The sequence below is a fragment of the Pseudobutyrivibrio sp. ACV-2 genome, assembly GCF_900107545.1.
Lineage (GTDB): Bacteria > Bacillota > Clostridia > Lachnospirales > Lachnospiraceae > Pseudobutyrivibrio.
In genome coordinates, this window is the sequence record NZ_FNQZ01000007.1 from 181,283 (window position 1) to 207,567 (window position 26,285).

The 26,285-nt window shown below is 37.0% G+C and carries 28 protein-coding genes; 26 read left to right on the forward strand and 2 right to left on the reverse strand.

Translation table 11 applies throughout. The annotated features are described in order from the left end of the window. Positions 1-9: 9 nt before the first annotated feature. The 25 genes from BLV53_RS09490 (at position 10) to BLV53_RS09605 (ending at position 24,700) form a co-directional block, all read left to right on the forward strand. On the forward strand, positions 10-735 hold the full coding sequence (locus BLV53_RS09490) for a pseudouridine synthase (RefSeq protein WP_090300219.1): 726 nt from the start codon (positions 10-12) through the stop codon (positions 733-735). Then, positions 735-2,738, forward strand: a complete 2,004-nt coding sequence (gene ligA / locus BLV53_RS09495; RefSeq protein WP_090300221.1) for an NAD-dependent DNA ligase LigA — start codon at positions 735-737, stop codon at positions 2,736-2,738. Before BLV53_RS09490 ends, ligA begins: the two co-directional genes overlap by 1 nt. Positions 2,739-2,867: 129 nt before the next feature. Then, positions 2,868-4,511: a sensor domain-containing diguanylate cyclase gene (locus BLV53_RS09500; RefSeq protein ID WP_170830811.1), complete on the forward strand. Its 1,644-nt coding sequence runs from the start codon at positions 2,868-2,870 to the stop codon at positions 4,509-4,511. Continuing rightward, positions 4,504-6,180 carry a GGDEF domain-containing protein gene (locus BLV53_RS09505; protein WP_090300225.1) on the forward strand — a complete coding sequence of 559 codons (1,677 nt, stop codon included), beginning with the start codon at positions 4,504-4,506 and terminating at the stop codon, positions 6,178-6,180. Before BLV53_RS09500 ends, BLV53_RS09505 begins: the two co-directional genes overlap by 8 nt. 64 nt (positions 6,181-6,244) lie before the next feature. Next, the gene (gene metA / locus BLV53_RS09510) at positions 6,245-7,168 is read left to right on the forward strand and encodes a homoserine O-acetyltransferase MetA (protein ID WP_090300228.1); all 924 of its coding nucleotides are present in this window, start codon (positions 6,245-6,247) and stop codon (positions 7,166-7,168) included. A gap of 285 nt (positions 7,169-7,453) precedes the next feature. Beyond that, the gene (locus tag BLV53_RS09515; protein ID WP_090300230.1) at positions 7,454-8,527 is read left to right on the forward strand and encodes a DUF5688 family protein; all 1,074 of its coding nucleotides are present in this window, start codon (positions 7,454-7,456) and stop codon (positions 8,525-8,527) included. A 33-nt stretch (positions 8,528-8,560) separates the two neighbouring features. Continuing rightward, positions 8,561-9,490 carry a replication initiator protein A gene (locus BLV53_RS09520; RefSeq protein WP_090300233.1) on the forward strand — a complete coding sequence of 310 codons (930 nt, stop codon included), beginning with the start codon at positions 8,561-8,563 and terminating at the stop codon, positions 9,488-9,490. Next, positions 9,483-10,304 carry a ParA family protein gene (locus BLV53_RS09525; RefSeq protein WP_090300235.1) on the forward strand — a complete coding sequence of 274 codons (822 nt, stop codon included), beginning with the start codon at positions 9,483-9,485 and terminating at the stop codon, positions 10,302-10,304. Before BLV53_RS09520 ends, BLV53_RS09525 begins: the two co-directional genes overlap by 8 nt. Further along, positions 10,264-11,208: a ParB/RepB/Spo0J family partition protein gene (locus BLV53_RS09530; RefSeq protein WP_090300237.1), complete on the forward strand. Its 945-nt coding sequence runs from the start codon at positions 10,264-10,266 to the stop codon at positions 11,206-11,208. Before BLV53_RS09525 ends, BLV53_RS09530 begins: the two co-directional genes overlap by 41 nt. Before the next feature lie 9 nt (positions 11,209-11,217). Continuing rightward, positions 11,218-11,340 (forward strand): hypothetical protein, encoded by a 123-nt coding sequence (locus tag BLV53_RS17555; RefSeq protein WP_278335386.1) that lies wholly within the window; start codon positions 11,218-11,220, stop codon positions 11,338-11,340. A gap of 40 nt (positions 11,341-11,380) precedes the next feature. Continuing rightward, entirely contained in the window at positions 11,381-11,860 is a 480-nt protein-coding gene (locus tag BLV53_RS09535) for a PcfB family protein (RefSeq protein WP_090300240.1), read from the forward strand. Beyond that, a complete protein-coding gene (locus BLV53_RS09540; RefSeq protein ID WP_090300242.1) occupies positions 11,857-13,602 on the forward strand; it encodes a VirD4-like conjugal transfer protein, CD1115 family in 1,746 nt (581 codons plus the stop codon). Before BLV53_RS09535 ends, BLV53_RS09540 begins: the two co-directional genes overlap by 4 nt. 100 nt (positions 13,603-13,702) lie before the next feature. Further along, positions 13,703-14,653 carry a hypothetical protein gene (locus tag BLV53_RS09545; RefSeq protein WP_090300244.1) on the forward strand — a complete coding sequence of 317 codons (951 nt, stop codon included), beginning with the start codon at positions 13,703-13,705 and terminating at the stop codon, positions 14,651-14,653. A gap of 234 nt (positions 14,654-14,887) precedes the next feature. Further along, on the forward strand, positions 14,888-15,100 hold the full coding sequence (locus BLV53_RS09550; protein ID WP_072919409.1) for a Maff2 family mobile element protein: 213 nt from the start codon (positions 14,888-14,890) through the stop codon (positions 15,098-15,100). 95 nt (positions 15,101-15,195) lie between these two features. Next, complete coding sequence (locus tag BLV53_RS09555) at positions 15,196-16,062, forward strand: VirB6/TrbL-like conjugal transfer protein, CD1112 family (RefSeq protein WP_072919410.1); 867 nt, start codon at positions 15,196-15,198, stop codon at positions 16,060-16,062. 12 nt (positions 16,063-16,074) lie between these two features. Beyond that, positions 16,075-18,597: a VirB4-like conjugal transfer ATPase, CD1110 family gene (locus tag BLV53_RS09560; protein WP_090300246.1), complete on the forward strand. Its 2,523-nt coding sequence runs from the start codon at positions 16,075-16,077 to the stop codon at positions 18,595-18,597. Beyond that, the gene (locus BLV53_RS09565) at positions 18,597-19,925 is read left to right on the forward strand and encodes a CD1108 family mobile element protein (RefSeq protein ID WP_090300249.1); all 1,329 of its coding nucleotides are present in this window, start codon (positions 18,597-18,599) and stop codon (positions 19,923-19,925) included. Before BLV53_RS09560 ends, BLV53_RS09565 begins: the two co-directional genes overlap by 1 nt. Positions 19,926-19,936: 11 nt before the next feature. Then, entirely contained in the window at positions 19,937-20,206 is a 270-nt protein-coding gene (locus tag BLV53_RS09570) for a DUF4315 family protein (RefSeq protein ID WP_170830812.1), read from the forward strand. Further along, entirely contained in the window at positions 20,196-20,870 is a 675-nt protein-coding gene (locus tag BLV53_RS09575; RefSeq protein WP_242879073.1) for a DUF4366 domain-containing protein, read from the forward strand. The genes BLV53_RS09570 and BLV53_RS09575 overlap by 11 nt, the downstream gene beginning before the upstream one ends. A gap of 10 nt (positions 20,871-20,880) precedes the next feature. Next, positions 20,881-21,183, forward strand: coding sequence for a DUF4316 domain-containing protein (locus tag BLV53_RS09580; protein WP_072919420.1), 303 nt, complete (start codon positions 20,881-20,883; stop codon positions 21,181-21,183). Next, a complete protein-coding gene (locus BLV53_RS09585) occupies positions 21,140-21,472 on the forward strand; it encodes a plasmid mobilization protein (RefSeq protein WP_072919422.1) in 333 nt (110 codons plus the stop codon). Before BLV53_RS09580 ends, BLV53_RS09585 begins: the two co-directional genes overlap by 44 nt. 71 nt (positions 21,473-21,543) lie before the next feature. Next, entirely contained in the window at positions 21,544-21,828 is a 285-nt protein-coding gene (locus BLV53_RS09590) for a hypothetical protein (protein ID WP_090300253.1), read from the forward strand. Positions 21,829-21,905: 77 nt separating this feature from the next. Continuing rightward, positions 21,906-23,078: a relaxase/mobilization nuclease domain-containing protein gene (locus tag BLV53_RS09595; protein WP_090300255.1), complete on the forward strand. Its 1,173-nt coding sequence runs from the start codon at positions 21,906-21,908 to the stop codon at positions 23,076-23,078. Positions 23,079-23,180: 102 nt separating this feature from the next. Further along, a complete protein-coding gene (locus tag BLV53_RS09600; protein ID WP_170830813.1) occupies positions 23,181-23,477 on the forward strand; it encodes a SpoVG family protein in 297 nt (98 codons plus the stop codon). After that, positions 23,468-24,700 (forward strand): LPD16 domain-containing protein, encoded by a 1,233-nt coding sequence (locus BLV53_RS09605; RefSeq protein ID WP_090300259.1) that lies wholly within the window; start codon positions 23,468-23,470, stop codon positions 24,698-24,700. Before BLV53_RS09600 ends, BLV53_RS09605 begins: the two co-directional genes overlap by 10 nt. Positions 24,701-24,780: 80 nt before the next feature. On the opposite strand, the gene BLV53_RS09610 is transcribed toward BLV53_RS09605, so the two are convergent. After that, the gene (locus BLV53_RS09610) at positions 24,781-24,960 is read right to left on the reverse strand and encodes a hypothetical protein (RefSeq protein WP_090300261.1); all 180 of its coding nucleotides are present in this window, start codon (positions 24,958-24,960) and stop codon (positions 24,781-24,783) included. Positions 24,961-25,140: 180 nt separating this feature from the next. Further along, complete coding sequence (locus BLV53_RS09615; RefSeq protein ID WP_090300263.1) at positions 25,141-25,881, reverse strand: DUF6033 family protein; 741 nt, start codon at positions 25,879-25,881, stop codon at positions 25,141-25,143. A gap of 147 nt (positions 25,882-26,028) precedes the next feature. Here BLV53_RS09615 and tnpA point away from each other — a divergent pair. After that, a partial coding sequence (gene tnpA, locus BLV53_RS09620) for an IS66 family insertion sequence element accessory protein TnpA (RefSeq protein WP_330388348.1) occupies positions 26,029-26,285 on the forward strand: 257 nt, incomplete at its 3' end.

Sequence of the window (26,285 nt, forward strand, 5' to 3'; positions counted from 1 at the left end):
GAGGATAGAGTGAGCCAAGAGCTATATCGATTAAATAAATATTTAAGCGATGCAGGTGTTTGTAGTCGTAGGGCTGCAGATGCAGCTATTGAGGCAGGTCATGTCATTGTAAACGGTGAAGTGGCTGTTATGGGTATGAAAGTTACCAGTGATGACATGGTGTTATTCAATGGTAAACCAGTTTCAAATAAGTCCAAAAAAGAAGTGTTGATAGCCTATAATAAGCCTGCTGGAATAGTATGCACAGCGGAAAAACGTGAAAAGAATAATATTATAGATCATCTGAATTATCCTGAGAGAATATATCCTATTGGTCGATTGGATAAAGACAGTACAGGACTTATACTTCTTACAAATCAGGGTGATTTGGTAAACAAAATAATGCGTGCAGTAAATGCTCACGAAAAGGAATATGTTGTTACAGTAGATAAAGAAATTACTGCAGATTTCATTAAAAAGATGGCTAATGGAGTATATCTAGATGAGCTTGAAGTGACCACAAGAAAATGCCATATAAAAAAGCTTGGCCCTAATAAATTCAATATAATCCTTACTCAAGGATTGAATCGTCAAATCAGACGAATGTGTCAGGCACTTGGGTATCATGTACGCACTCTTAAAAGAGTGAGGATTATGAATATCAATCTTGGCGATTTAAAGGAGGATACCTACAGGGATATCACTCCATCAGAACTAAAAAAACTAAAAAAAATGCTAGAGGGATCGAAGAACTAATGCAAATAGAAGAATATAAGAAATTAGTAGACACTATAGATTATCACATGGATCGTTATTACAATCAAAATGAACCTGAAATAAGCGATTTTGAATACGATCAGCTGATGCAACAGCTTAAGAAAGCAGAAGAGGAACACCCAGAGTGGGTTACACCAGATTCACCTACACAGAAAATTGGTGGTGTGGCTATGCGTGAAGCGGGAATTAAGGTTACACACGTTGTACCGATGCTTTCTATTGAGGATGTATTTAATAAAGAGGATGTTACAGCTTGGGTGGAAAAAGTAAAGGCAGTTCATCCAGACGCTAAATTTTCTGTAGAGGCAAAAATTGATGGCCTTAGCATGACGCTTAGATATGAAAAGGATAGTCATGGAAAGCTCAAGCTAAAGCTTGCAGAGACAAGAGGCGATGGCTTCATCGGAGAGGATGTTACAGAAAATGCTCTTGTTATTCCTGATGTAAACAAATATTTAGATTTACCTTATGATTCTTTGCAACTTCGTGGTGAGGTATATATGTCCCATGAGGATTTTGATAGATATAATGAAGACCAGGAATTAAAAGGTGGCAAGTTGGCAGCTAACCCTCGAAATTTGGCAGCGGGAACACTTCGTCAACTGGATGCCAACATCACAAAGCAGCGTGGCCTCAGGATGTTTGTGTTTAATGTCCAGCAGGGTCCAGAAGAATTAACAGAAAGTCATGTGAATGGACTTGATATTTTAAATCAGCACAATGTTCCTGTCGTTTTTCACCGTATATGCGAATCAGCAGAAGAAATAATAGCTGTTATCGATGAAATAGGTGAGAAGCGTGAGGAATTTGAATTTGATATAGATGGTGCTGTGGTAAAGATTGACCAGGTGGCATATAGAAATGATTTTTCTACCAGTGCCAAGTACACAAACGGTCATATTGCCTACAAGTATCCTCCTGAGGAAAAGGAGACAAAGCTTTTAGATATAGAGCTTTCTGTAGGTCGCACCGGACGTGTGACACCTACCGCTATTTTCGAGCCGATTCGTCTATGCGGTACAAGTGTCAGCCGTGCTACACTTCATAACCAGGATTTTATCGATGATTTGAACGTGGGTATAGGCGACACTATCGTGGTGTACAAATCTGGTGAAATCATTCCTAAGGTCAAAGAGGTAAAGCATGATAAAAGACCTGAAGGGGTAAGCACATTTAAGATTCCAAATGTCTGTCCAGTATGTGGAGGCACTGTTACAAGAGATGCAGATACTGCTGATATGAAGTGTACTAATCCAAGCTGTCCAGCCCAGCTTGAACGCCATATTATTAATTTTGTATCGAGAGATGCAATGGATATAAAGGGGTTCGGAGAGGTTTATATTATCGATTTGGTGCGCAGAGGCTACATCAAGGACATCGCTGATATTTACACCCTTAAGGATAAAAGAGATGAGCTTATCGAAGAGGGAATTATTGGCAAGGAAAAGAATACTGATAAGCTGCTTGCTGCTATCGATGGTTCCAAATCAAATGAGGCAACACGTCTTTTCACAGGCTTTGGAATTCCAAATGTAGGAAAAGCTGCAGCCAAGGCCTTATTGAAAGAGTTCAAAAGTATTGATGCTATTATGGAGCTTTCTGTGGAGCAACTCATGCAGGTAAATGATATCGGAGAAATCAGTGCAAATTCTATCTATAACTATCTCCATGATGCTGTGAATATTGATATTATCGGTAGAATCAAGGCGGCCGGGGTCAATATGGTAGAGGAAGAAAAGGAAGGTGCTACTGATAAGCTTGCTGGTCTTACTTTTGTAATCACTGGAACTTTGCCTACTATGGGAAGAAAAGAAGCACAGGAGCTTATCGAGTTAAATGGTGGAAAGTGCTCAGGCTCTGTTTCAAAGAAAACCAATTATCTGGTTGCAGGTGAGGCAGCCGGAAGCAAGCTTGATAAAGCCAATGCTTTAGGAGTAACTGTTCTTGATGAAGTTGGGCTTATTTCATTAATAAACAATTAATTTGTGCTGAATTTGTAACGAAATTTTACAAAAAAAAACACATATCATTTGTATAATAATTCCATGATGGATGAAATTCGACGTAGAATCTTAATAAAAAGGTTCCTGGTACTTCCGATGCTAATATTGATGTTACTTATAATTCTATTAGTATTCGGAAGTAGCTGGTTTACCGCATCGTCTAATTATCGAATCAGCTGCTTGGATGAGGGCTGGTCTATTTTTCGTGGCGGAAAGGTTATTACTAATGCGTCGTTATCAGATTATAAAGTAGGTAGTAGTAAAGCAGGTGAGAGAATAACAATATCAAACACGTTGAACGTATCTGAGCATACTACCTTAATGTTCAGAAGCAAGCACGAAGCAGTTGATATGTATGTAGATGGAAGAAGAATTTACTCCCATGGAAGAGATTATCTGGAAGAGGGACGATTTATTCCGCAAAGATATAATTTGATAAATCTAAATCCAAAAGCTGCCACCCACAATATCATGATTACATATACCATGGGTGAGGATGATTCAGTCAGCAAAATATCTCCAATATTCTATGGAAGAAGAAGTGATTTAATTCGAGCTTTCTTCAGCTATCATAGAATTTCTATGTTTATAGGTAGCTTTTTGGTTATTTATTCATGTCTTTTATGTTCGTTATGGATTTTTATGTCTCTCAATCGTCGAGACGCAGCACAAATATATTATGGTGCTTTCTTTTCTATGCTATTGGGATGCTATATTTTATCTAAAAATGACATTTTATGGTTCGTAGGAAATCATGAAATGCTATTTTCTTTGATGGAATATATCTGTGTATCTTTAATGCCGTTGGCGTTTACAATTCTGTTTCACTCAATTAATCATAATGAATTATTAAAATTCCAAAAATCTATTTTAAAAATTAATATCGTATTGCCAGTAATTATCTTTACAATGCATTTTTCTGGAATAATTCATATAAATAGATTCAGAGAAATTGTTGGTATTATCGGTTTCGCAGAAATAATTCTTATTCTACCATCGCTTGTTAGTGCTCTAAAAAAACAATTCAAACAGAATTTAGAGACGGATTACTATGCAGGATTGGATGCCGATTATTATCTAATTTTTGGCTTTTTCAGCTTAGTGATTTCTGCGTTAATAGAAATGATTATGGTATTAAGTTTTAATGTAAATAGCGATTTTACCGACAAGAAACTATTTCCAACTGTGGATTCCCTGGAATTTGGTATGTTGATTTTTATGATGTGCCATTTTGTTTATTATCTAATGAATGGTATTAATCATATGAGCGCAGATATGATAAAGGCTCAATTAGAGGGCTTGGCATATACGGATGCACTGACAGGATTGATGAATAGAGCCGCATGTGCAGAATTTTTTGCAACCGTAGGTGAGGAGTATGCATTGGTTAGTCTGGATTTAGATAGATTAAAACAGGTGAATGACACACTTGGGCATACAGAAGGGGATAGGATGATAAAGACCTTTGCCCAGTTGTTAAAAAAGACTTTTGCCGGTGCGGCTATATTGGCACGTAATGGCGGGGATGAGTTTGTAGCTGCTTTTGAAAATTCAAGTCCTGAGGAAATTGAAAAATGTATCGATAATCTTAACGAAGAAATGAGAATTTTTAATGAAAAGAAAGATACATTTACATTATCAGCATCTGCAGGATATGCCTTTGCATCTGAGGTGGAAGGGAAAAAAGTTCATGATGTTTTTTATTTAGCAGATCAGCGTATGTACAAAATGAAGGAGGCTCACCATGGGTAAAAAGTATGTTTATCTTGGAATAGCCTTTATCGCTTTTGTAATAATTGTATCGCTGGGAAACATTTTGTTAAAACCTAAGGGCTATTCAAATGTTACAGTATTAAACGATGGTTGGAATGTGACTTATAACGACAAAACCTATGAAGACGTGCAATTGTCCATGCTGAGAAGTATTGTTGGAAGCGGCTCAGCGGAAGGAGACAGGATTGTCTTTACAAAGGAAGGTGTCAATTTAAGAGATTATGTTTCACCAACAATTATGTTTGAGTCCAGATTTAGTGAATGGACTGTTTATGCTAATTCAAAAAAGGTAGATGAAAGGTTTATAGGCGCCTACAAAAATAACAGATTTATTGGTTGTGAAAATAATTTTGTGGCATTGCCAAGGTCATATACTCCTGTGACAGTGGAAATAGATTTACTGGTTACAGAAGAAGGAGCATATAATTTTTATGAGGCTCCTGCTGTAGGCGGATATTTTGATTTACTGTTATATGAAGTATATAAACATATGTTTGTGTTTTTGATATCAGCTTTTCTCATTGTTTTTGGTATTGTATTTTTGGCGGTGGCAGTAGGTTTCAGAAGCGAGATAGCAGAGATGAATATGCAGATTTACTCGGCACTGCTATATATAGTTCTTGGAACATGGCTTATGACACAGTTTAAATTGCTGGATTTATTCATTGAAACTAATGGACATCAAACTGAAATAGAATATATTTCTTTATATATGGTAGTCCCAATTATGTATGTAGTAATAGGCTGTATGAGAGACTATATTAAAAAGAAAATTTTTTTGATTTTTGCTATTACGGGTTCAGTAATCCCATTCATATTAATATTTATTCATTTTGCAGGGATAACTCACATTAACCAAACACTAGTGATTTATCAAATTGACGGAATTGTATTGATTGTTTTTATGATTGTCATGCTACTTCGCAATGGTTCTGGCTTGAAGGAAGCCACTATAGCCCAATATGTGCAAATCGTTGGGCTGGGAGCCCTTGGCGTATCCTTTTTGTTTAATGTACTTTTTTATTATTTGGAGATGATAGGAGTTTCTGAGCAGATTATGCTTTCAAAATTGGCAGTTCCGATGGGGGCCATGTGCATGGTTTTTGCAACTCTGCTCAATTATTACACTTTTATATCTGAGTCCTATGCTAGGCAAAAGGAGTATTCATCACTTGCTCATCTTGCCTATGCTGATGAACTTACCGGCCTGGCAAACCGAGCTAGATATGATTCATATATGTCATCCATAAATAAAGAAGATGACTATTGCATAGTCAGTATTGATTTGAATGGACTGAAAACTATAAATGATAACATGGGGCATTTGTCAGGAGATAAATATTTGACAGAATTTGCAGAGGGACTAAAAGAGACCTTTGGCCAGATAGGTTTTGTTGCAAGAATTGGTGGAGACGAATTTGTTGCTATTCTTAAAAGAGATGTCATGACACAGGTCGAGAAATATGCAACTAAACTAAATAATTATTTAGATGATTTAAATAAAGAAGATTCATCTATTCATCGCAGCGCTGCAATTGGTTACGCCTATAAACACGAATATGTTAATGCCGATTCAAATCTGGTATATCTCAAAGCCGATGAGCGTATGTATAATAATAAAGAATTAATGCATGGCGCAAGCCGTTAGGTTGTGTTATCATTAAAAAAGTTACGTGAGATATACTAGTTTTTGATGAAGGAGAGGGAGAAGTATGCCAATTCGAACACAAAATGATTTACCTGCAAAGGCAATACTTGAAAATGAAAACATATTCGTTATGGATGAAAATAGGTCTACTCATCAGGACATTAGACCTATATCAATCGGTATTTTAAACCTTATGCCATTAAAGGAGGATACGGAGCTTCAGCTTTTGCGTTCTCTTTCAAATACTCCACTGCAGGTGGATGTGACATTTTTGACTGTGGGAAGTCATGAAAGCAAACATACAAGTAAGACACATTTAGATACATTTTATGAGCGTATCGAGGATGTGTACGATAGATATTTTGATGGGCTTATCATCACAGGTGCGCCTGTGGAGCAGATGCCTTTTGAGGAGGTAGATTACTGGGAGGAGCTTACCCACGTATTCGAGTGGACAAAAACCCATGTTACATCCACACTTCATCTATGCTGGGGTTGCCAGGCTGGATTGTATTACCGCTATGGCATCCAAAAATATGATTTGGATGAAAAGAAATTTGGCATTTTCCCACATAGAGTTCAAAACAGAAAGATTCCTATTGTCCGTGGATTCGATGATATATTTTACGCTCCACACAGTCGTCACACAGGCATGCGCACCGCGGATATCGAAGCCTGCGATGAGCTTGTAGTCTGCGCTAAGAGCGAAGAAGCTGGTGTGTTCCTTTGCATGTCAAAGGACGGCAGCAATATTTTTGTCATGGGCCATCCAGAGTACGACCGCTACACACTGGACAGCGAGTACAAGCGCGACAAGGGCAAAGGATTGGATATCGCACTTCCAGTCAATTATTATCCTAATGATGATCCTGAGGAGAAGCCTTTGCTTCAGTGGAGAAGTCATGGGAATATTTTGTATTCTAATTGGTTGAATTACTACGTATATCAGAACACCCCTTATGAGTGGAATAAGATTAGTGAGAAATAGCGTAAATACTGGGGTTGCGGGCATTGTCGTAACCTGTTATAAGCTATCATAACTTATCGTAAGTTGTCATAACGTATGGTGTAAAAATGGCGTAAAATGGGCATTCTTACATTTGGTCTCATGAAAAAATGGTGTATAAAATGGTGTATAAATTTCATACACCATTTACCTCAAAAAACGTGATAAATACAGTACATAGAGCAATTATTCAATTGAGTAATTGCTCTTATTTTTTACCCTTTTTTGGGGTAAATTAATCATTTTTTTAAGGAGGTATACACCATTATGATGGACTATGAACAGTTCAAAGAGCAGTTCAAAGAAGACCTTAAGATGAATCTTGAGGCAAAGGGGCATGAGATCGCCAGTGTTGATATTGGCCCTTCACAGAAGCTTAATCAGGGTGCTTATGACGCAATTTCTGTTAAGCTAGAGGATTCCATGATGGGGCCTAGTGGTAATTTCTCAAATCTGTTTGCAGCATATGAGAAAACAGATGATTACGACCTGGTTCTGAACCACGCGACAAGGATGATGGATGACGCTATTTCTAACATGCCAAGCTACGATGCAAATCAGCTTACAGATTATGATTTCATCAAGGACAAGCTGGTACTTGAAGCAGTAAATGCGGAAAAGAATTCATCACTTCTAGAGAAGGTTCCTCACAAAGATATGGAGGATATAGCGATTGTATATCGCGTATTGCTTGGACAGATGGATGATGGAATAGCATCAGTTGTGGTTACAAATGAGATGCTTGAGAAGATGGATATTACAAAGGAGCAACTTCATCAGGATGCTCTTATTTCATCACCGGAGATCAGACCTGTGGAGGTTAATACTTTATTTGGAACAATTGCAGAGCTTATTCCGGATGCAGGATTTATGCTCCCTGCTGGTGGACCAGAAGATCAGATTCTCGTTGGAACAGTGGCGGATAAGCATCATGGAGCTGGTGTTATTGCTTATGAGGGCTTCTTGGATGAGCAGGCAAAAAAGATGGGAGAAGACTTCTATATTATCCCTTGTTCAATCCACGAGGTGCTTTTAGTACCTGAGTCTATGGCTCACGATATAGATTCACTTAAGGAGATGATATCCAATGTGAATTCTTGTGAGTTAGAGCCAGAGGACATCCTTTCGGATAATCTATATCACTATGATTCAAAGGAAAAGGTATTTGAGCTGGCTGAGAACTTCAAAGAGCGTATAGCTACAAAGGAGCATGAGCCTGATAAAGAGGCTGAGAAAGAATCTGCTGTTGGTAAGCTTAAGAAGACCCAGGATAAGGTCAAGGAAGCTCCCAAAAAGGAGCATAAACCAAAGTCTAAGGACAAAGGTGAAATGGCTATATAAGCCAAATAAAGTGAATATACGAGGTGGGATTTAATGTCTAAAAAGTATTTTTATGGTCGGCGGCAAGCTGACCTTTTTTCATTTATAAGAATTCCAAAGTTGTTACTAACGGGAAAAAGATATCGCAAGCTTTCCTGTGAAGCGAAGGTACTGTATGGTTTCCTGTTGGATAGGATGAGTTTATCTGCAGAAAATGAATGGTTTGATGATGAAGGTAGAGTCTTTGTTTACTGCACAATCAGTGAAGCTGCTGAAGAGGTTATTGGTTGTGGAGAGAAAAAGGCCTGCAGTGTATTCAAAGAGCTTGAGGAAATTGAATTAATTGAAAGAAAAAGGCAGGGGCTGAATAAGCCAAATCTCATCTATGTATTGGACTTTTCAGAGGAAGTGTCGGATGGACACTTCCGGAATTGTCCAAATGACAATTCAAGAAATGTCGATAAATCAAATCAAGAATTGTCGGAAAGACAAACAAATAATACTAAGTTTAATAAAACTGAATTTAGTGATACTGAGTCTAGTCAAGTCTTGTCTAATGATGAAGGTTATGTAGATGAAGGACGTGACAGGACGAGACAAGACTTTGATAACTACTCAGCAATCAGAAGTTATATTGCAAACCAAATAAGTCTTGAGGCTTTGAAAGTTGATTATTCAGATAATCCTCTTGTTGATGAGCTTTATGAGTTGATTGTTGATGTAGTTACGTCATCTAAGAAGGAAATCGTTATTTGTGGAGAGAAAAAGCCAATGAGTATTGTTAGATCACAGTTTATGAAACTGAATATGTTTAATATCGCATTCGTGCTGGAACGTCTAGAAGAAACAAAACCGAAAATAGGTAACATCAAATCGTATCTTTTAACGACCTTGTATAACTCGCTATTAACGACATCTTCTTACTACAGGACTCGTTGCAATAATGAAATATTTAGGAATGAAGGAGGGCAAAACAATGAGTAAGCCAATTGTTATGGCGCTTGTAAATCAGAAAGGTGGGACTGGGAAAACCCAAAGTACAGAAAATCTTGGAATTGGTCTTGCTGCAGAAGGAAAAAAGGTTTTATTGGTTGATTTGGACCCACAGGGTTCACTTACCATCAGCCTTGGGTATCCACGAACAGATGAGATACCGGTAACAGTAAAGGATATTATGGCAAAGGTGCTTAATGAAGAGCGGATAGTGGCTGACGAAGGGATACTTCATCACAAAGAAGGTGTTGACTTGCTTCCAGCAAATATCGAGTTATCTGGTATGGAATTATCGCTTGTCAATTATATGAGTCGTGAAAGAGTTTTGAAAGAATATATTGATTCCGTAAAAACGAATTACGACTATGTGCTAATTGATTGTATGCCTTCACTTGGAATGCTTACCGTAAATGCGTTAGCAGCTGCAGATCAGTTGGTTATACCAGTTCAGGCACAGTACCTTTCGGCTAAAGGTTTAGAGCAGCTTTTACAGACTGTTAGCAAAGTAAGACGACAGATTAATCCCAATCTTAAGATTGATGGAATCCTCTTAACAATGGTGGATAACAGAACAAACTACGCTAAGGATATTAGTAATCTTATTCGTGAGACTTATGGCAGCAAGTTAAAGGTTTATAAAACTGAGATTCCACATTCAGTTAGAGCAGCTGAAATAAGTGCTGAGGGCAAGAGTATTTACGCTCATGACCCTAAAGGAAAAGTTGCAGAGGCTTATAGAGAGTTAACCAAGGAGGTATTGAAGAATGAAAGAGCGCGCAAACATTCAATTGACCAGTTACGATGATATCTTTGGCGGGGCAGCTAAGGAAGAAACAGCCAAAGTACCTGATGGTGATGTGGTTGTGCAATTGCCTCTTACAGAACTTCATGCTTTTGAAGGTCACCCTTTTAAAGTTAAAGACGATGAAGATATGGCAAAGACGGTAGAATCAATACAAGAGTTTGGCGTTTTACAGCCAGCTATTGTAAGACCTGATGGCGATGGTTATGAAATCCTTTCAGGGCATAGAAGACATCATGCTTGTGAGATTGCTGGCTTAGAAACAATTCCTTGTATTGTAAGGGATTTGGATGATGATGCAGCGACCATTTTAATGGTAGATAGTAATCTGCAGCGTGAAGAAATACTTCCTAGTGAAAGAGCCTGGGCTTATAAGATGAAGTTAGATGCGATGAAGCATCAAGGTGAACGAGGTGATTTAACTTGTGGTCAAGTTGACCACAAGTTAGATGGAAAGAAATCTAGAGATATTTTGGCTGAACAAGTTGGAGAAAGTGCAAAGCAGATTCAGAGATATATTCGTCTGACAAATCTTTGTCCAGAGCTGATGGATATGGTAGATAATAAACAAATTGGATTTAATCCAGCTGTGGAGTTATCGTTCCTAAATCCAACTCAGCAAAAAGACTTGTTAGAGGCTATTGAATACTCGCAGTCTATTCCATCGCTTTCTCAGGCTCAGAGAATCAAAGCATTAGCCATAGAAAATAGAATAACTCAGGAAGGAATGAACATCATTCTTTCAGAAGAGAAAAAGCAAGATGTAGACAGAGTTACTCTTAAGAATGATGTTCTTAAGAAATACTTTCCTAAGTCTTACACACCTCGCCAAATGGAGGATACTATTATAAAGCTGCTTGAACAATGGCAGAAGAAACAACAAAGAAATAAAGATATGTGTTTGTAGGAGGCAACTATGATTCCAGTAGAAGTAGATTTAAGTTTTGATGAAAATCAAAAGAAAGCTAATAGGCTTTCAAAATATCAGGAATTAATAAAACAGAATAAAGAGAAAGAAGAAACAGATGCTAAGAATTAAAAATTAGTATCTGTTTTTTTAGTGGAGAGGAGGTGAGATTTTGCAGGAAGAGATTGAAGAGAAAACAGTCCGGCTGGCTGTAACAGGTACTAGAATGTCTATTAATGGAATAATGGCCGGCATTAGACTTTATATGCGGCATAGAGCTAATAAGAAGCTAGAAAATATTGATAGCCATATACAAGGTAAGCAAACTATTGATGAGCTTATAAAGCAGAATCAAGGTGTTACCAGTATGGAGATTGGTGATAAAGGTATTAAAACCTTTGAAAGAATAGCCAAGAAGTATGGAGTTGATTTCGCAGTTATTAAAGATAAGAATCAAAATCCACCAGTATATACTGCTTTCTTTAAGGCTAGAGATACAGATGCTTTAGAAGCCGTAATGAATGAATATGGAGCCAAGATGGTTAAGAAAGAACAAAGGCCTAGCGTTCGCGAAAAGCTTAAACGTATGGTTCAGAAGGTTAAGTCACAACCAAAGAAAACACGAACTAAGAAGAAGGAGCACGTTAGATGACAAAGCAGCAGAAGAAATTAATTCTGCTGAATGTTCCTTATGTGTTGATGGGATTATTCGCAACAAATCTAGGTGAAGCCTGGAGAATATCAGAAGGTATTGGAATATCGGAAAAGATTGATGGATTATTTCAGTCTCTTCCGATAGCCTTCTCGAATTTCTTACCAAGCTTTTTCCCATTTGATTTGGTAGTCGGTATTGTTATTGGTGTTGTGATGAAGGTTGCTGTTTATGTGAAGGGAAAGAATGCTAAGAAATATCGTCATGGTGCAGAATATGGTTCAGCACGATGGGGAAATCAGCAGGACATAGAGCCTTTTGAGGCACCAAAGTTTGAGGATAATATCATCCTCACCCAGACGGAGCGACTGATGATGAGTAGTCGCCCTAAACAGCCAAAATATGCAAGAAATAAGAATGTTGTAATTACAGGTGGTTCTGGTTCAGGTAAGACCAGATTCTTCTTGATTCCAAATCTACTGCAGATGCATTCTAGTTATGTAGTAACTGATCCCAAAGGTGATGTGGTTATTAAATGCGGAAAGACACTTTTGAAGCATGGCTACAGATTAAAGATTTTTAATACCATCAATTTTGCAAAAAGTATGCATTACAATCCCTTCGAGTACATTCACTCAGAGAAGGACATTTTAAAGCTTGTTAATGCGCTTATTACTAATACAAAAGGGGATGGTAAAGAAGGAGATCAGTTCTGGACCAAAGCTGAAACACTCCTTTATACAGCCCTCATTGGTTATATCCATTACGAGGCTCCTGAAGAGGAGCAGAACTTCAATACCTTGCTTGATTTCTTAAATGCCTGTGAGGTCAGAGAAGATGATGAGGATTATGAGAATCCTGTAGATATTATGTTTAATGAATTGGAGAAAAAGAACCCAAATCATTTTGCAGTAAGGCAATATAAAAAGTTCAAAATGGCAGCTGGCAAAACCATGAAGAGTATTTTGATTTCATGCGGTGCCAGATTAGCTCCATTTGATATTGAAGAGCTTCGCGAGATTACAACTTATGATGAATTGCAGCTCGATACCTTAGGTGATCAAAAGACTGCATTGTTTCTAATCATGAGTGATACAGATGCTACATTCAATTTTTTGATTTCACTTATCTACACACAGCTTTTCAATTTGCTTTGTGAGAAAGCTGATGATGTGTATGGCGGAAGACTTCCGGTGCATGTACGTTGCCTTATAGATGAGACAGCAAACATCGGCCAGATTCCAAACCTAGAGAAGCTGGTAGCTACAATTCGAAGCCGTGAGATAAGTGCTTGTTTATTCCTGCAGGCTAAATCACAGTTGAAAGCTATCTATAAAGATCACTGTGACACTATCATTGGAAATATGGATTCACAGCTTTTCTTAGGTGGTTCAGAGCCATCTACATTGAAAGATTTAAGCCAGGCATTGGGAAAAGAAACTATTGATATGTATAACACTGGAGAAAGCAGAGGTAACAATCCTTCGTTTTCAACCAACTATCAAAAGGCTGGTAAAGACCTAATGACTATGGATGAGCTTGCAGTGCTTGATGGAGATAAATGCATTTTGCAGCTTCGCGGTGTACGACCATTTTTGTCGGACAAATATGATGTTACTCGGCATCCACTTTATCCGGAGACTGGAGAATATGATTCTAGGAATAACTTGGATATTGAGAAGTATCTTGAAGGTGGAATAAAGTTTAAGAAGAACGAAGTATTTGATGTGGTAAAAATATAAAATATATCTCCTCTTTATTACGTAAATACGATATAATAACTTGCGTATGGAGAGGAGTATTTTATAAAAAATTGAAGGGATTGTAGTTGATGTATTTATTATGATTGAGAGCATGGATATTTTAAAGAGTTATATTTGGATTTTTATAATTATTTTAATTATATCTGAAGTTGTTATATATCTTTTACGTAGAAAGAATTTAGAAGAGCAGAATCCAAGCCAAATACTAATTCAATTTTTTACAGGCATAATTTGGATAAATTTATGTGCAGCACTTCTATTTATAGTTCATTGCTTATTTAAGATTCATCCATCTAATCCATGGTATACAGCAGATTGGAGTTCAGGAGATTTATTAACATTTATAGGTACAGTTACTTTAGGATTTGTTTCATATATTCAGACAAAAAGAGCTTATGATATGGCAGAAATGTCTGATAATATGAATAAGGAATTTTTGCAAATTCAAAAAAGGGAATATATACCTATTATTAAATGTCTAAAAGAGAATTTTTGTGGATTCGAAAAATATGGTGGTGCAGAATTCAAAATGTTACCAGAAGATAGAATTTGTTCATTGGAGCTGAAAACTGATGACGAGAATGAAGATCCAATTTTAGCATATGGTATGACATTAATTTGTTGCGACAATCTTGATTTGTCAAATAATATAACTAGAACTTATGAGGTACATTTAAAATATACTGGTAAATATATTATAAAAGATTTTGCTTTTAAGAATATTAAATTTATAAAGAATAATACTCTAATTAAAGAGTGGAATATTAACGAAAAAATAGATGTTTCATTAGATGATTCAGAGGAAATACCGTTCTTAATCACATTGTTTGATAATGTTGGGTCTAATTTGTTGGCTCAAATTGCAGAATCAAATAAGCTTACTATAGAATTAGAGATGAATTGTTTTGACGGCGCAACATATTTAGAAACTATAAACATTACAAAACATCTGATAAAAGATATTGTACCGTCTTTAAAAAGAAGTAATGTAGAGTTAATGTTATCTGCTGTATATGAAGTACAAGAGTAAAGATAAGAATTGTTACATAGGCCAGAACTCTGGGGACGCCCAGATTCTCTGGTCTATTATTATGCCCAAAATCAGGTGCGCAGGATTGAGGCATGAGATGAAACTATAAACTAAATTTTTAAGAAGAAAGGAAAATTCGGAAGCTCGCTGCTTCCGAATGAAGGTGAAAAAATGATGGAGAGATTCCGGATGAAGGACAATGGATGATGGTGAGTTTTCGAACCAGGTATCAAAATGGCATTTTTTAATTCAGGTGTAGACGTAATGGGAACTTTAGTAACAGCAATCGGCGCAGGCCTTGGAGTTTGGGGCGCGGTAAACCTTCTTGAAGGATATGGCAATGACAATCCGGGCGCTAAGTCGCAGGGAATGAAGCAGTTCATGAGTGGTGGTGGAATCATCCTCATTGGTATTAAGCTCATTCCACTTCTTTCAGGTTTGTTCTAAGAGCTGGTATTAAAACTAAATATTGAACCTGAAATTGGGGCTGAAGGCATTGCTTTCAGCTCCTTGTATTTGTAGTAAAGACAGGAGAACAACATATGGATTTAATATTTGACGCAATGGCGGACTATGTGAAGAGTAAGCTTATTGACGGTGTTATGTGGGTTCTGACGGGTCTTTTTGATAGTGTTAATGATGAAGTAGCAAAAGTAGCTGGACAAGTATCTACTGGTCCAGCAGATTTTGTTCCAGGTGTGTATCCACTGATTAAATCAACTTCTGAAACGGCTCTTTTACCGATAGCAGGAATTATTATGACATTCATTGCCTGTTATGAGTTGATACAGTTAGTGGTAGCACATAATAATTTAGCAAACTTTGAGACATGGATATTTATTAAATGGTTGTTAAAAACATCGGTGGCAGTTTTGGCAATTACACATTGCTTTGACTTTACTATGGCAGTCTTTGATGTTACTTGCCATGTATGCCAAGACGCAGGTGGTTTTATCACACATTCTACAGCGGTTACAGGACCACAGCTGGCTCAATTGAGATCAACTTTAGAGAGTATGGGTATAGGAGAAATCCTACCTATATACGCTGAAATCACAGTTTTGGGAGCTGGCTTTAAGATACTTTCATTAATCATATTTGTAGTTATCTATGGACGTATGATAGAAATCTATTTGCTTGTTAGTATGGCTCCGATTCCATTTTCAACATTTGGAAATAAGGAGCAGAGTCATATAGGACAGAACTATGTGAGAAGTTTGCTTGCTATTGGATTCCAAGGATTCTTAATCCTTATTGTAGTAGGAATCTATGCAGTGCTCATTCAGAACATTACGATTTCAGATGATATTGTAGGTACTATCTGGGGCATTATGGGATACAACATACTTCTGGTATTCAGTTTGTTTAAGACTGGCACACTATCAAAGAGAGTATTTTCAGCACAGTAGAAAGGAATAGATATGGCAGTAAATGTAAAAGTCCCCAGCGATTTAACAAGAGTGAAGGAAAAGGTGGCTTTTGGGCTTACTAAGAGGCAGGTGATTTGTTTTACGCTTGCAGCTTTAATTGGTATCCCAACATTCTTTCTTGTTAAGAAGTTGCAAGTAGATATAAGTGTTCCTACTTTTGTGATGATGGCGGTTATGATGCCGCTATTTTTTGTGGCTATGTTTGAGAAGAATGGAGATACATTCGAAATCATTATTCAGAGAGCATTGGAGTTTAAGCTTAAGAAGAATCAGGAGAAACAGCTGTATGATAGGATGTATGCTAATGGCATTTGCCTTGTGGATGGAGATCTTTATACCAAGACTGTTGAATTTAGTGATATCAATTATAAACTCGCTTCTGATATGCATAAGGATTTGATTTTTGAACAGTGGAAGACATTCCTAAATTACTTTGATACGAGTGTAGAGTTTGAATTAACCTTTGCTAACGTATATGCGAACGCTAAAAAACTAAGAGAACAGTTAAGCATAGAACGTAAAGACGATAATATGGATTCACTTAGGGCTGAGTATTCAAAGATGCTTATAGATCACAAAGGATGTCTAGATGATGTCCTGGTTAAGACTAAGTATCTTACTTTCGGTATAAGAGCTGGCTCACTAAAAGAGGCAAAGGGGCGACTTCATAAGATTGAAGATAAGGTAATAGAGAACTTTGATCAGATGGGAGTTAAAGCAAAGATCTTAGATGGACAGCAGAGGATTGATATCTTAAATCAAATGAAATTTGGAGCAGGAAGTCTTGAGGATAATATTGATTATCCTATGAAGAATATCTTTAAGAAACCAGGCTACTATGGTCAGGTAAGTTGTTTCTCGTATGATGCTCCTGAAATCTCGGATCAGTTCTTTGAACAGCTTCTTGATTTGGACTGTCAGCAGTTTATTAGTATTCATCTACAGTCGGTAAATCAGAATGAAGCCATCAAAGGTGTTAAGAGAAAGATTACTGATATTGATTCAAACAAGATTGACGAGCAGAAGAAAGCTGTTAAGGCAGGATATGATATGGATCTAATTCCTAATGATCTTAATCTGTATGGCGCTGATGCCAGTTCAATGCTTTCTAATCTGCAGAGTCAGAATGAGCGAATGTTTAATATGACATTCGTATTAATGACTACTGGTAGCACAAAAGACAGCCTAAAGAATAATGTTAAGCAGCAAAAGAGTATAGCCCAGCAGTTTAGCTGTGAGACGTATCCTCTTGAATACAGACAAGCGAAAGCTATTAAGAGCGTACTTCCTCTGGGATGTAATCTTATTAAAAAGGATAGACAGGTAACCACTTCATCGGTTGCTGTGTTTATCCCTTTTTTAATTCCAGAGCTTTTAAAGCAGGATGAGAACGATTTGTACTATGGCCAAAATGCACTTACTGGAGAGCTTATCTTTGCTGATAGAAAGAAGGCTAATAATCCAAATGGTATGTTCTTTGGTAAACCGGGTTCTGGTAAATCACTAGCTGCAAAAAGAGAGATAGCCAATGTTGTGCTATCTAGTAATGATGACATTATTATCAGTGATCCAGAGAGAGAGTATACACCTTTAGTAGAGCTCTTTGGTGGGCAAGTAATCCACATTAGTCAGAAGTCTACTCAGTATATCAACCCTATGGATATCAATGATAACTATTCAGATGGTGAGGATGCTGTTTCACTTAAAGCAGAGTTTCTGTTATCCCTTTGTGAATTGATTCTTAATCAAAGGGATGGTCTTACTGGTATACAGAAGACGATTATTGATAGATGCATTAGGAATGTATATGCAGAGTTCTATAAGAATCCTATACCAGAGCGTATGCCACTTCTTGAGGACCTCTATAAGGAGCTTATGAAGCAATCTGAGAAAGAAGCTAAAGAGGTAGCTACTTCCCTTGAATTATATGTTAAAGGCTCTCTAAACGTGTTTAATCACCGTACAAACGTAAACATTAATAACAGAATAGTTTGCTATGACATCAAGGACTTAGGAAAGCAGCTTAAGAAGGTAGGTATGCTTATTGTTCATGATCAGGTGTGGGGCCGTGTAACTATGAATCGTGATATAGGAAAGACTACCAGATACTATATGGACGAGTTCCACCTTTTGTTAAAGGATGAGCAGACAGCTGCATATTCAGTAGAAATCTATAAGCGATTTAGAAAGTGGGGAGGAATCCCTACAGCACTTACTCAGAATGTTAAGGATGTATTAGCTAGTCCAGAGATTAGTAATATTTTTGAGAACTGCGATTTCATCTATATGCTTAATCAGGGCGCTGAGGATAAACAAATTCTTGCAGATAGTCTAGGCATTAGTGAAGCCCAGCTTAAATATGTAACCAATGCTCCTTCTGGTAGAGGATTGATGTTCTTTGGTGATGTGGTACTTCCATTCAAGGATAACTTCCCTAAGGATAACGTCCTATATAAGTATCTCACCACAAAACCAGAAGAGCTTGCACAGATTAAACAGATGGGAGGCATGTAATGTATGACTACAATAAGGATGAAAACGTAGGTGGAGATGCACTGGATTATGGAAGGTCTGCAGTCAGTGAAGCTCATGAATTAACAAAAAAGCTGATTAAGAAGAAAATAAAACGAGCTCAAATTCAAAGAGAACAGGCTAAGGCTGCAGCAGAAGCAGGTAAACAATCTGCCAAAGCTACTGCCGAAGTTTCAAAGAAAGCAGCTGAGGAGGCAGCTAAAATCGGTAAGGCGTTATTTGATGCTGGTAGGAGATTGGTATCTTCATTAGTGGAGCTGATTATAGAAAATCCTATTATCGCTGTTATCTTAGTGGTTATTGTGGTATGTATTATTGTTCTTCACGTAGTAAAGGTTGATTTGCTTAGTCTGTTTGGTTCTATGAGTGAATCAGTAGTTGCTGGAACCTATACAGCTTATGATGAGGATATCATAGGTGTTAATTCTGATTATACAAAACTAGAGAAAGAACTTAGGAAAACAATAAATAATACAGAGTCAGATTTTCCTGGCTACGATGAGTATGAGTATCAGCTTGAAGAGATTGGACATAATCCCTACGAGCTGATTTCTTATTTAACAGCAGCTTATGAGAATTTCACTAGGCGTGATATGAAGCCTGTAATAAAGGAACTATTTGATGCACAGTATAATCTCACGTACACACCTAGAACAGAAACAAGGTCTAGAACAGTTACCAAATATGGAATAGAAAATGGAAAAGTATATTCCTATCAGGAGATAGAGTACTATACGGTTTCTATTTTGAAAGTAAAGCTAAATAACAAAGGCCTGGGGAGTGTAATTGCTTCAAAACCATTAAGTGATGTCCAAAGAGCCAGGTATAATTTGTTACTTGAGACAAAAGGTAATAAGCCAGATTTGTTTGAGGACCTATATACAGATATAGAGATACCAGATGATCTAGAAGTGCCACCGGAAGCTTTAACTGATCAGACTTTTGCAGCAATGATTGCTGAGGGTGAAAAGTATCTAGGAAGAGCTTATGTGTGGGGAGGCTCTAGTCCAAGTCAGGGATTTGACTGTAGTGGATTTGTTTGTTGGGTGCTTAATCATTCAGGGTGGAGTGTTGGAAGAACAGATTGTAATGGACTTAAGGCGAAATGCACTGTCATTTCTGCAGAGGAAGCAAAACCAGGAGATTTGATTTTCTTTAAAGGTACTCAGAAGAACAAAGCAGGAGCAACACACGTAGGAATATATTGTGGAAATGGAATTATGCTACATTGCGGAAATCCAATTCAGTACACATCTATTGAAAGCAATTACTACAGAAAACACTTTTTATGTTATGGCAGATTGCCATAGATGGAGGAACCATGTTTGAAAGATTAGATAAAGTCAGAAGTGATTTGAAAAGAGCTGAAGCCAAACGAGATGAATGGGATAACAAAGTGAAGAATCTCCAAAAGAAATGTGCTGAGATAGAAAAGACTTGTATTCATGACATGATGGTTGCAGCAGAGTTAACCCCCGAGCAACTGGCTAACTTGATTGCATACTCGAAGGATAATTTGCCCGGGAATAAACCTATTGAAGAAATCGCAAATACGAATGTTGTAAAGGAGGATGATTTCGATGAAGAATAATAAAACTAAAATAATGATGCTTGCTCTTGTAGGCGTGATTGCAGCAGTATCTGCACCAATAAGAGCAGAAGCTCATGTTCCAGATAATGTAGACACATCTGTAATTGATGAAGATTATGAAGAATCTGAGGATGAAGAGGTTGACGAAATGGGGCCTCTTACACCAGATGGAAATCTTTCTATTGTGGATGATTATGGAACTAAAGAAAAAACTGGAAAGCAGTTTATTACGGTTACTACAAAAGATGGAAACATCTTTTATATCATTATCGATAGAGATGATAATGGCGAAAACACAGTTCATTTCCTTAATCTTGTTGATGAGCAGGATTTAATGGCTCTTTTAGATGATGATGAAAAGAAAGAATTAGAAAAAGCGAAGGAAGCTGCTGAGGCTGCAAAAGTACAAACATCAAAACCTGATAATGAAAATACGGAAACTGATGAAGAACCAGTAAAACCAGAAAAGAAATCAAGCAAAAGCAACATATTGGTTATTTGTATAATGCTTGGAATGGCAGGGGTAGGTGGTTTTTATTTATACAGTAATAAGAGCAGTTTCATAAAGAAAAAGACTGGTCCAATCATTGATGATGGAGAGGAATATATTGAAATTCCTTCAGAGTCAGAGGATAAGGATTACGATGATGTGCCTGTGGAATAGGAGGTAGCCTATGGATGGACTTGATATTGCAAATGAGAGACTTTCTAAAGAAGAGGAACTTTCTGATATTGAGGAAAATATCCTAGAACAACATACGATTTTTTCAAAAAAGAATTATCTCAAGGCTGCTGAAGATGCCATTGAAGGAAATGATAATAACTTTGATGGCATCATAAACAATCTTCCAGAGGATAGCATCTCAGAACAAACCTACAAAAAAGGAAAAGAGTATGAAGAGAAAAGGAAGATAGCTTTGGAGGCAGAGAAAAGTGCAAAGATACACAAACCGCGTAACTGTGAGATTGACAGATGATGAGCTTCAAAGAATGAAATTCAAGATGAATGAGTTGGAAATCTCTAGCATGAGTGCCTACATGAGAAAGATGATTCTAGATGGATACTGCGTTAAGATTGATACTAAAGATTTAAATGAATTAGTGTATTTACTTCGCATGTGTTCTAACAATCTTAATCAATATGCAAAGAAAGCTAATGGACTGGGAGTAGTTTACCAGCAAGATATAAAAGAGCTACAAAAGCGTCTTGATGAAATTTGGAATGGCACAAGGGATATCATGCAGAAATTTGCAGCGATTGATTAGTGACATCATTGCATGTTTTAATTTGCTAGATTAGACTTTAGAAAAATAATTGGTTTGGGAGGTTGAGGCTTATGTTTATTTTAAGAGTTTTATTGAAATTGATGTTGGTTCCAGTGATGGCACTTCTTACTATGGGATCACTTTTAGCTAAGGTTTCTATAGAAGTGGGGGCAAGAGTAGGAGCTATAATTATCAATATTTTCCTTGTAATAGGAATCGTAAACCTTATTGGTCATGACATCCCATTAGCTGCAATTAGTGGAGTCATTATCGTGTTAGTTCTAGGTATTTTATTCTTTGCAGCAAATCTACAGTTAATATGTGATTCTCTTCGGGATAACTTAAGACGAATCTAAAGAAATATTATAAGAATCATTAAGGCAGTCTTTTCCGTAAATGGAGGAGGCTGCTTTTTTGATAGAAAGGAAATCTTATGGCAGCTACAAGACTGATGTCATTGCATGTGACAAAGGGCAAAGATTTGGCTACGTGCTTACAGGAAAGAATGGACTACACAGAAAACGAGCTGAAGACAGAACAAAAGAAATACGTCACAACCTATGGCTGTGATATTGAAACAGCAAACGAGGAGTTCTTGCTTTCTCACAAATTATACCACGACAGAGTTCGTTCAGTTCGTAAAGACGAAGTCATTGCTTATCAGATAAGACAGTCATTTAAGCCAGGGGAGATAACTCCAGAAAAAGCAAATGAGATTGGTTATGAGCTGGCTATGAGATTTACCAAAGGTAAGCATGCTTTTACAGTTTGTACTCATACTGATAAGGCTCATATTCATAATCATATCGTGTTTAATTCCATAGCTTTGGATGGAAAGAAGAAATTCAGGGATTTCCGTCATAGCGGCATGGCGGTTGGGAGAATATCAGATATTCTATGTTCAGAGAATGGGCTTTCTATCATAAATCCTGCACCTCGCAGTGAAAGGAGACAGCGAGGAAAGTACTATCGTGGAAAGAATAATGATAGAAAGAGATTGGAATTTATCAAGGACGTTGAAAATAAGGTTCTTGAGGGAAAAGGCAAAGGTTATATCAACTGGGCTAAAAAGTTTAATGCAAAACAGGTGGCTAAAACACTTCTCTTTATGCAGGAACATAAAATTGAATCCTACGAACAACTGAAAGAAATCGCTGATGAACGTTCTGAAAAGATGCAGAAATTACAAGAATCAATGAAAAAGAAGGAAGCACTTTTGGATGAAAATAAAAAGTTGCAAAAGGCTGTAATTGATTACGCGAAGACCAGAGCGGTGTTTGTTTCATACAAAAAGAGTGGCTACAGTAAGAAGTTTTGGGAAGAACATGAGTCGGAGCTTTTAGTATATAAAGCAGCTGAGGAAGTATACAAATCTCTTCCTAAAGGATTCAAACCTGATATTAAAAAGCTCAGAAAAGAGTATGGAGAAATCCTAGATGAAAAGAAAAAAGAGTTTTTGGAGTACGCAGAAATCAAGAAAAACATCAATCAGTATCTAATTGCAAGGAAGAATTTGAAAATGATTTATCACTATGATGAAGAGAAAAAAGAAAAAGAGGGTAGACGTAGTCGTACCCGAAACTCTCATTCAGAGAATGAGTTGTAAAAGCCGCAAAAATGCATTTGTCGGACAAATGCCCTGCTTGCCACGCGAAAATATTGGCCTTAGGCCAACACTAGAATGGAAAAATTAAGGAGGACTATGAACATGAAAATTAATGTAAAAACAAATAAGCTAGAAGCTTCAACCAATAACGTAAAAGGACTTTGCTCAGTAACATTTGGAGATAGTTTTGTTGTAAAGAATCTTTCGGTTGTGGAAAGCAAGAAGGGAGATCTTTTTGTATCAATGCCTTGTTTCAAAAGCAAGACTGTAGATGAGGAAGGCAATCCTATTTTTAAGGATATCGCATTTCCGATAACAAAGGAATTTAGAGAAGAGCTCTATAAGCAGGTGCTAGATTCTTATGAATCTGGTGAAGCAAAGGAGTTTGAATGGAAGTAAAAGAGATCACGGAAAAACTCGAACAGGGGCTCCGTGATCTTTTTAATTCTGAGAAATACAAAACCTATCTTACTACGATGTCAAAGTTTCATAACTACAGTTTCAATAACACTTTGCTAATAGCAATGCAGCGTCCTGATGCAAGTCTGGTCGCTGGATATGGAGCCTGGCAGAAGAATTTTGAGCGCCATGTAAAGAAGGGCGCCAAAGGAATCAAGATTATCTCGCCAGTGAAAGTGAAGGTCGAAGTGGAGGATGACAAGACTGACAAAGACGGAGCAAAGAAAACTATCGAAGTAACAAAGTTTAAAGTATCCACGGTCTTTGATGTGTCAGATACAGAGGGAAAAGAGCTTCCAAAGATTGGTGTAGATATGCTTTCAGGCCAGGTAGAAAAGTTCAATCAGCTCACCAAAGCAGTAGCTGAAATTTCAAAAGTGCCTATTGAGTATAGAGACATAGAAGGCGGTGCCAAGGGATTCTATTCTCATAAGGATAACAAAATTGTTGTCCAGAAGGATATGACTCAGGCTCAAACTTTAAAAACTTTGATACATGAGTTGGCTCATTCCATCTTGCATGGGAATCTTGAAAAAGGTGATGAAATTGAAACTACCAAAAAGGACAGAAGGACGAAAGAGGTTGAAGCAGAATCTGTAGCCTATGCAGTTTGCCAACATTTTGGAGTCGATACTTCTGATTATTCTTTTGGCTATATTGCTGGATGGAGTTCAGGAAAAGAAATGGAAGAGCTTAAATCTTCAATGCAAACTATCAGACGTACTGCAAATGAAATCATCTATGGCATTGAAGCCGAAATCAGAATAGAAGAAAATGCCAAGGAATTTGAAACCACAAATGATGAAGTGGCGTTCAAGATTGGAAAAGAATATTTGGCAGTTCAAAAAACTGATGGAGGCTTCGATTACACAATCTACGATGAGAATAAGCGTGTAAAAGATGGTGGTGTAATTGATAGACCTAATGCATCTATTGCTATAGTGGTAGCTGATATTGTGGTAAGTGAATTGATGGATACTTCTGCAGGAGTTAAGAAGATTGATTTTGATTCACTCCAGGAAGATGTCCAGTACGCTGCAGCTTATGATATGGAAAATGCTATTGCAGATAAGAAGCCATCTGTGCTAGATCAGCTGAAAGAGAAGTTTACTGGAAAGAATAATAAGATCCAAGAAAATAAGAAGGATGAGCCAAGTATTTAAGGTCTCTTTATGGACAAAAGAAGATAATCTAGAATGAAGAAAAGGAACGCAAATTGTTTGCGTTCCTTTATGAATGATTGTTAATTAGGTAAGTATATTGTTGTCTCTTCGTCTATATCATAATCAATACTTTCATCTTCGATGATATAGTATGTTTCATCAGCACTCGTTTTATTTGCGGTAGTAATCCATATTATAATAGTAAATCCTATGCAAATTATAAATACTATAGCTCCAATAATTAATCTCTTGTTTTTCATAACAGATGCTTCCTCACTAGTAGGTTAATTGATTGTTTAATCACATGTAGCTACATAAGATTAATATAACATTTGCTTAATAAATGACAATATAAAGTGCACGAAAAGCGTTATTAGATGCACGAACAGCGCAATCATCTAGATGGAAGGTGATAATGAGATATTTTGTAGTATATTTTCTCAAATAATCATGTTGAATGAATCCAATAACCCAAGTGAATCTTCCGCAAGTGTAGAATCAGATTTTTCTCGACTGCTTGAAGTGTAGTAGCGGGATTTTGACATAAGTATTTGTTTGAGCCGACTTTCTTCTAGCATTTTTAGGTAAGCATCGGTTAGAGCAGATTTCTTTTGTTCGACATAATTTGTTGCTTTGTTTTTATATTCTTCATCGGCCCACATTTCTCTAACTTCTTCCTCTGTTGAGAATGGACCAAAACCGCATGTTCTACCTGTTTGTATTCCATCTCCAAAGTCATGTATTGTAAAGCAAAAATTACTGCATCCAGAACTAGCTACATCGGCAGCATGTCCAGCATAATTTTGTTCAAATGCCTGAATCCAACCATTAGCTTGTTGTTCATATTTAGGATCCTGCATCATTTTTTCAATAACAGATATATCAATTTCGATACTACATTGACCCATTTCTCCAAAATTTTCACCCACCTGATTCATGCTATTTTTATAACCAAGGTTATATCCCTTAGCATTTGTGCCATTAAAATAATCATCTAAACGAAAAGAGATATTCGGATATTTGCTACACAATTGCTTGTAATACGCTAAGGGGTCTTTAGTCATGGACTCATTAGAAGATATATTCAACTGTGTATCAACTTTACCTGTGTTGTTATAAGTTTTTTTATAAGTAGCGCTTACATTTGAAATATAGCTTGATGTTGTACTTACTATTTCCATAAAACTCCTTTCTTCAGTTCATCTGTTAGTCAGAACTATGCTCCTCGTTAGAATGCTAGAGGTAAGCGGCAAATATAAAGCTCTCGAATACGCCCTTTCAAATTAGTAGTATTAAAGAAAAACTACTGATTTGGAGGGCGTTTTGTTATGGATAAAAAAGTCATGGATGTTAGATTGAAGTCCTGGATACCAGTTTTTGAAGAACAAGCCAGAAGTGGATTAACTAAGCAAGCTTTTTGCGAGAAAAATAACATTAAGCGTGGCGATTTCTTTTACTGGCAGCGCCAAGCCAGGGAATATTTTCTTGATCAACAAGAGGAAACAAAATCATCAAGTAAAACTACAGAAAAAGAAGAAACAGCTCTAGGCTTTTATGAAATTTCAGCACCTAAAGCTGTATCCAA

What these genes read in the sequence shown, in the direction of transcription:
- ligA (WP_090300221.1), top strand. Translation starts at nt 735, where the DNA reads ATGCAAATAGAAGAATATAAGAAATTAGTAGACACTATAGATTATCAC.
- BLV53_RS09500 (WP_170830811.1), top strand. Translation starts at nt 2,868, where the DNA reads ATGTTACTTATAATTCTATTAGTATTCGGAAGTAGCTGGTTTACCGCA.
- BLV53_RS09505 (WP_090300225.1), top strand. Translation starts at nt 4,504, where the DNA reads ATGGGTAAAAAGTATGTTTATCTTGGAATAGCCTTTATCGCTTTTGTA.
- metA (WP_090300228.1), top strand. Translation starts at nt 6,245, where the DNA reads ATGCCAATTCGAACACAAAATGATTTACCTGCAAAGGCAATACTTGAA.
- BLV53_RS09515 (WP_090300230.1), top strand. Translation starts at nt 7,454, where the DNA reads ATGATGGACTATGAACAGTTCAAAGAGCAGTTCAAAGAAGACCTTAAG.
- BLV53_RS09520 (WP_090300233.1), top strand. Translation starts at nt 8,561, where the DNA reads ATGTCTAAAAAGTATTTTTATGGTCGGCGGCAAGCTGACCTTTTTTCA.
- BLV53_RS09525 (WP_090300235.1), top strand. Translation starts at nt 9,483, where the DNA reads ATGAGTAAGCCAATTGTTATGGCGCTTGTAAATCAGAAAGGTGGGACT.
- BLV53_RS09530 (WP_090300237.1), top strand. Translation starts at nt 10,264, where the DNA reads ATGAAAGAGCGCGCAAACATTCAATTGACCAGTTACGATGATATCTTT.
- BLV53_RS17555 (WP_278335386.1), top strand. Translation starts at nt 11,218, where the DNA reads ATGATTCCAGTAGAAGTAGATTTAAGTTTTGATGAAAATCAAAAGAAA.
- BLV53_RS09540 (WP_090300242.1), top strand. Translation starts at nt 11,857, where the DNA reads ATGACAAAGCAGCAGAAGAAATTAATTCTGCTGAATGTTCCTTATGTG.
- BLV53_RS09545 (WP_090300244.1), top strand. Translation starts at nt 13,703, where the DNA reads ATGATTGAGAGCATGGATATTTTAAAGAGTTATATTTGGATTTTTATA.
- BLV53_RS09550 (WP_072919409.1), top strand. Translation starts at nt 14,888, where the DNA reads ATGGCATTTTTTAATTCAGGTGTAGACGTAATGGGAACTTTAGTAACA.
- BLV53_RS09555 (WP_072919410.1), top strand. Translation starts at nt 15,196, where the DNA reads ATGGATTTAATATTTGACGCAATGGCGGACTATGTGAAGAGTAAGCTT.
- BLV53_RS09560 (WP_090300246.1), top strand. Translation starts at nt 16,075, where the DNA reads ATGGCAGTAAATGTAAAAGTCCCCAGCGATTTAACAAGAGTGAAGGAA.
- BLV53_RS09565 (WP_090300249.1), top strand. Translation starts at nt 18,597, where the DNA reads ATGTATGACTACAATAAGGATGAAAACGTAGGTGGAGATGCACTGGAT.
- BLV53_RS09570 (WP_170830812.1), top strand. Translation starts at nt 19,937, where the DNA reads ATGTTTGAAAGATTAGATAAAGTCAGAAGTGATTTGAAAAGAGCTGAA.
- BLV53_RS09575 (WP_242879073.1), top strand. Translation starts at nt 20,196, where the DNA reads ATGAAGAATAATAAAACTAAAATAATGATGCTTGCTCTTGTAGGCGTG.
- BLV53_RS09580 (WP_072919420.1), top strand. Translation starts at nt 20,881, where the DNA reads ATGGATGGACTTGATATTGCAAATGAGAGACTTTCTAAAGAAGAGGAA.
- BLV53_RS09590 (WP_090300253.1), top strand. Translation starts at nt 21,544, where the DNA reads ATGTTTATTTTAAGAGTTTTATTGAAATTGATGTTGGTTCCAGTGATG.
- BLV53_RS09595 (WP_090300255.1), top strand. Translation starts at nt 21,906, where the DNA reads ATGGCAGCTACAAGACTGATGTCATTGCATGTGACAAAGGGCAAAGAT.
- BLV53_RS09600 (WP_170830813.1), top strand. Translation starts at nt 23,181, where the DNA reads ATGAAAATTAATGTAAAAACAAATAAGCTAGAAGCTTCAACCAATAAC.
- BLV53_RS09605 (WP_090300259.1), top strand. Translation starts at nt 23,468, where the DNA reads ATGGAAGTAAAAGAGATCACGGAAAAACTCGAACAGGGGCTCCGTGAT.
- BLV53_RS09610 (WP_090300261.1), bottom strand. Translation starts at nt 24,960, where the DNA reads ATGAAAAACAAGAGATTAATTATTGGAGCTATAGTATTTATAATTTGC.
- BLV53_RS09615 (WP_090300263.1), bottom strand. Translation starts at nt 25,881, where the DNA reads ATGGAAATAGTAAGTACAACATCAAGCTATATTTCAAATGTAAGCGCT.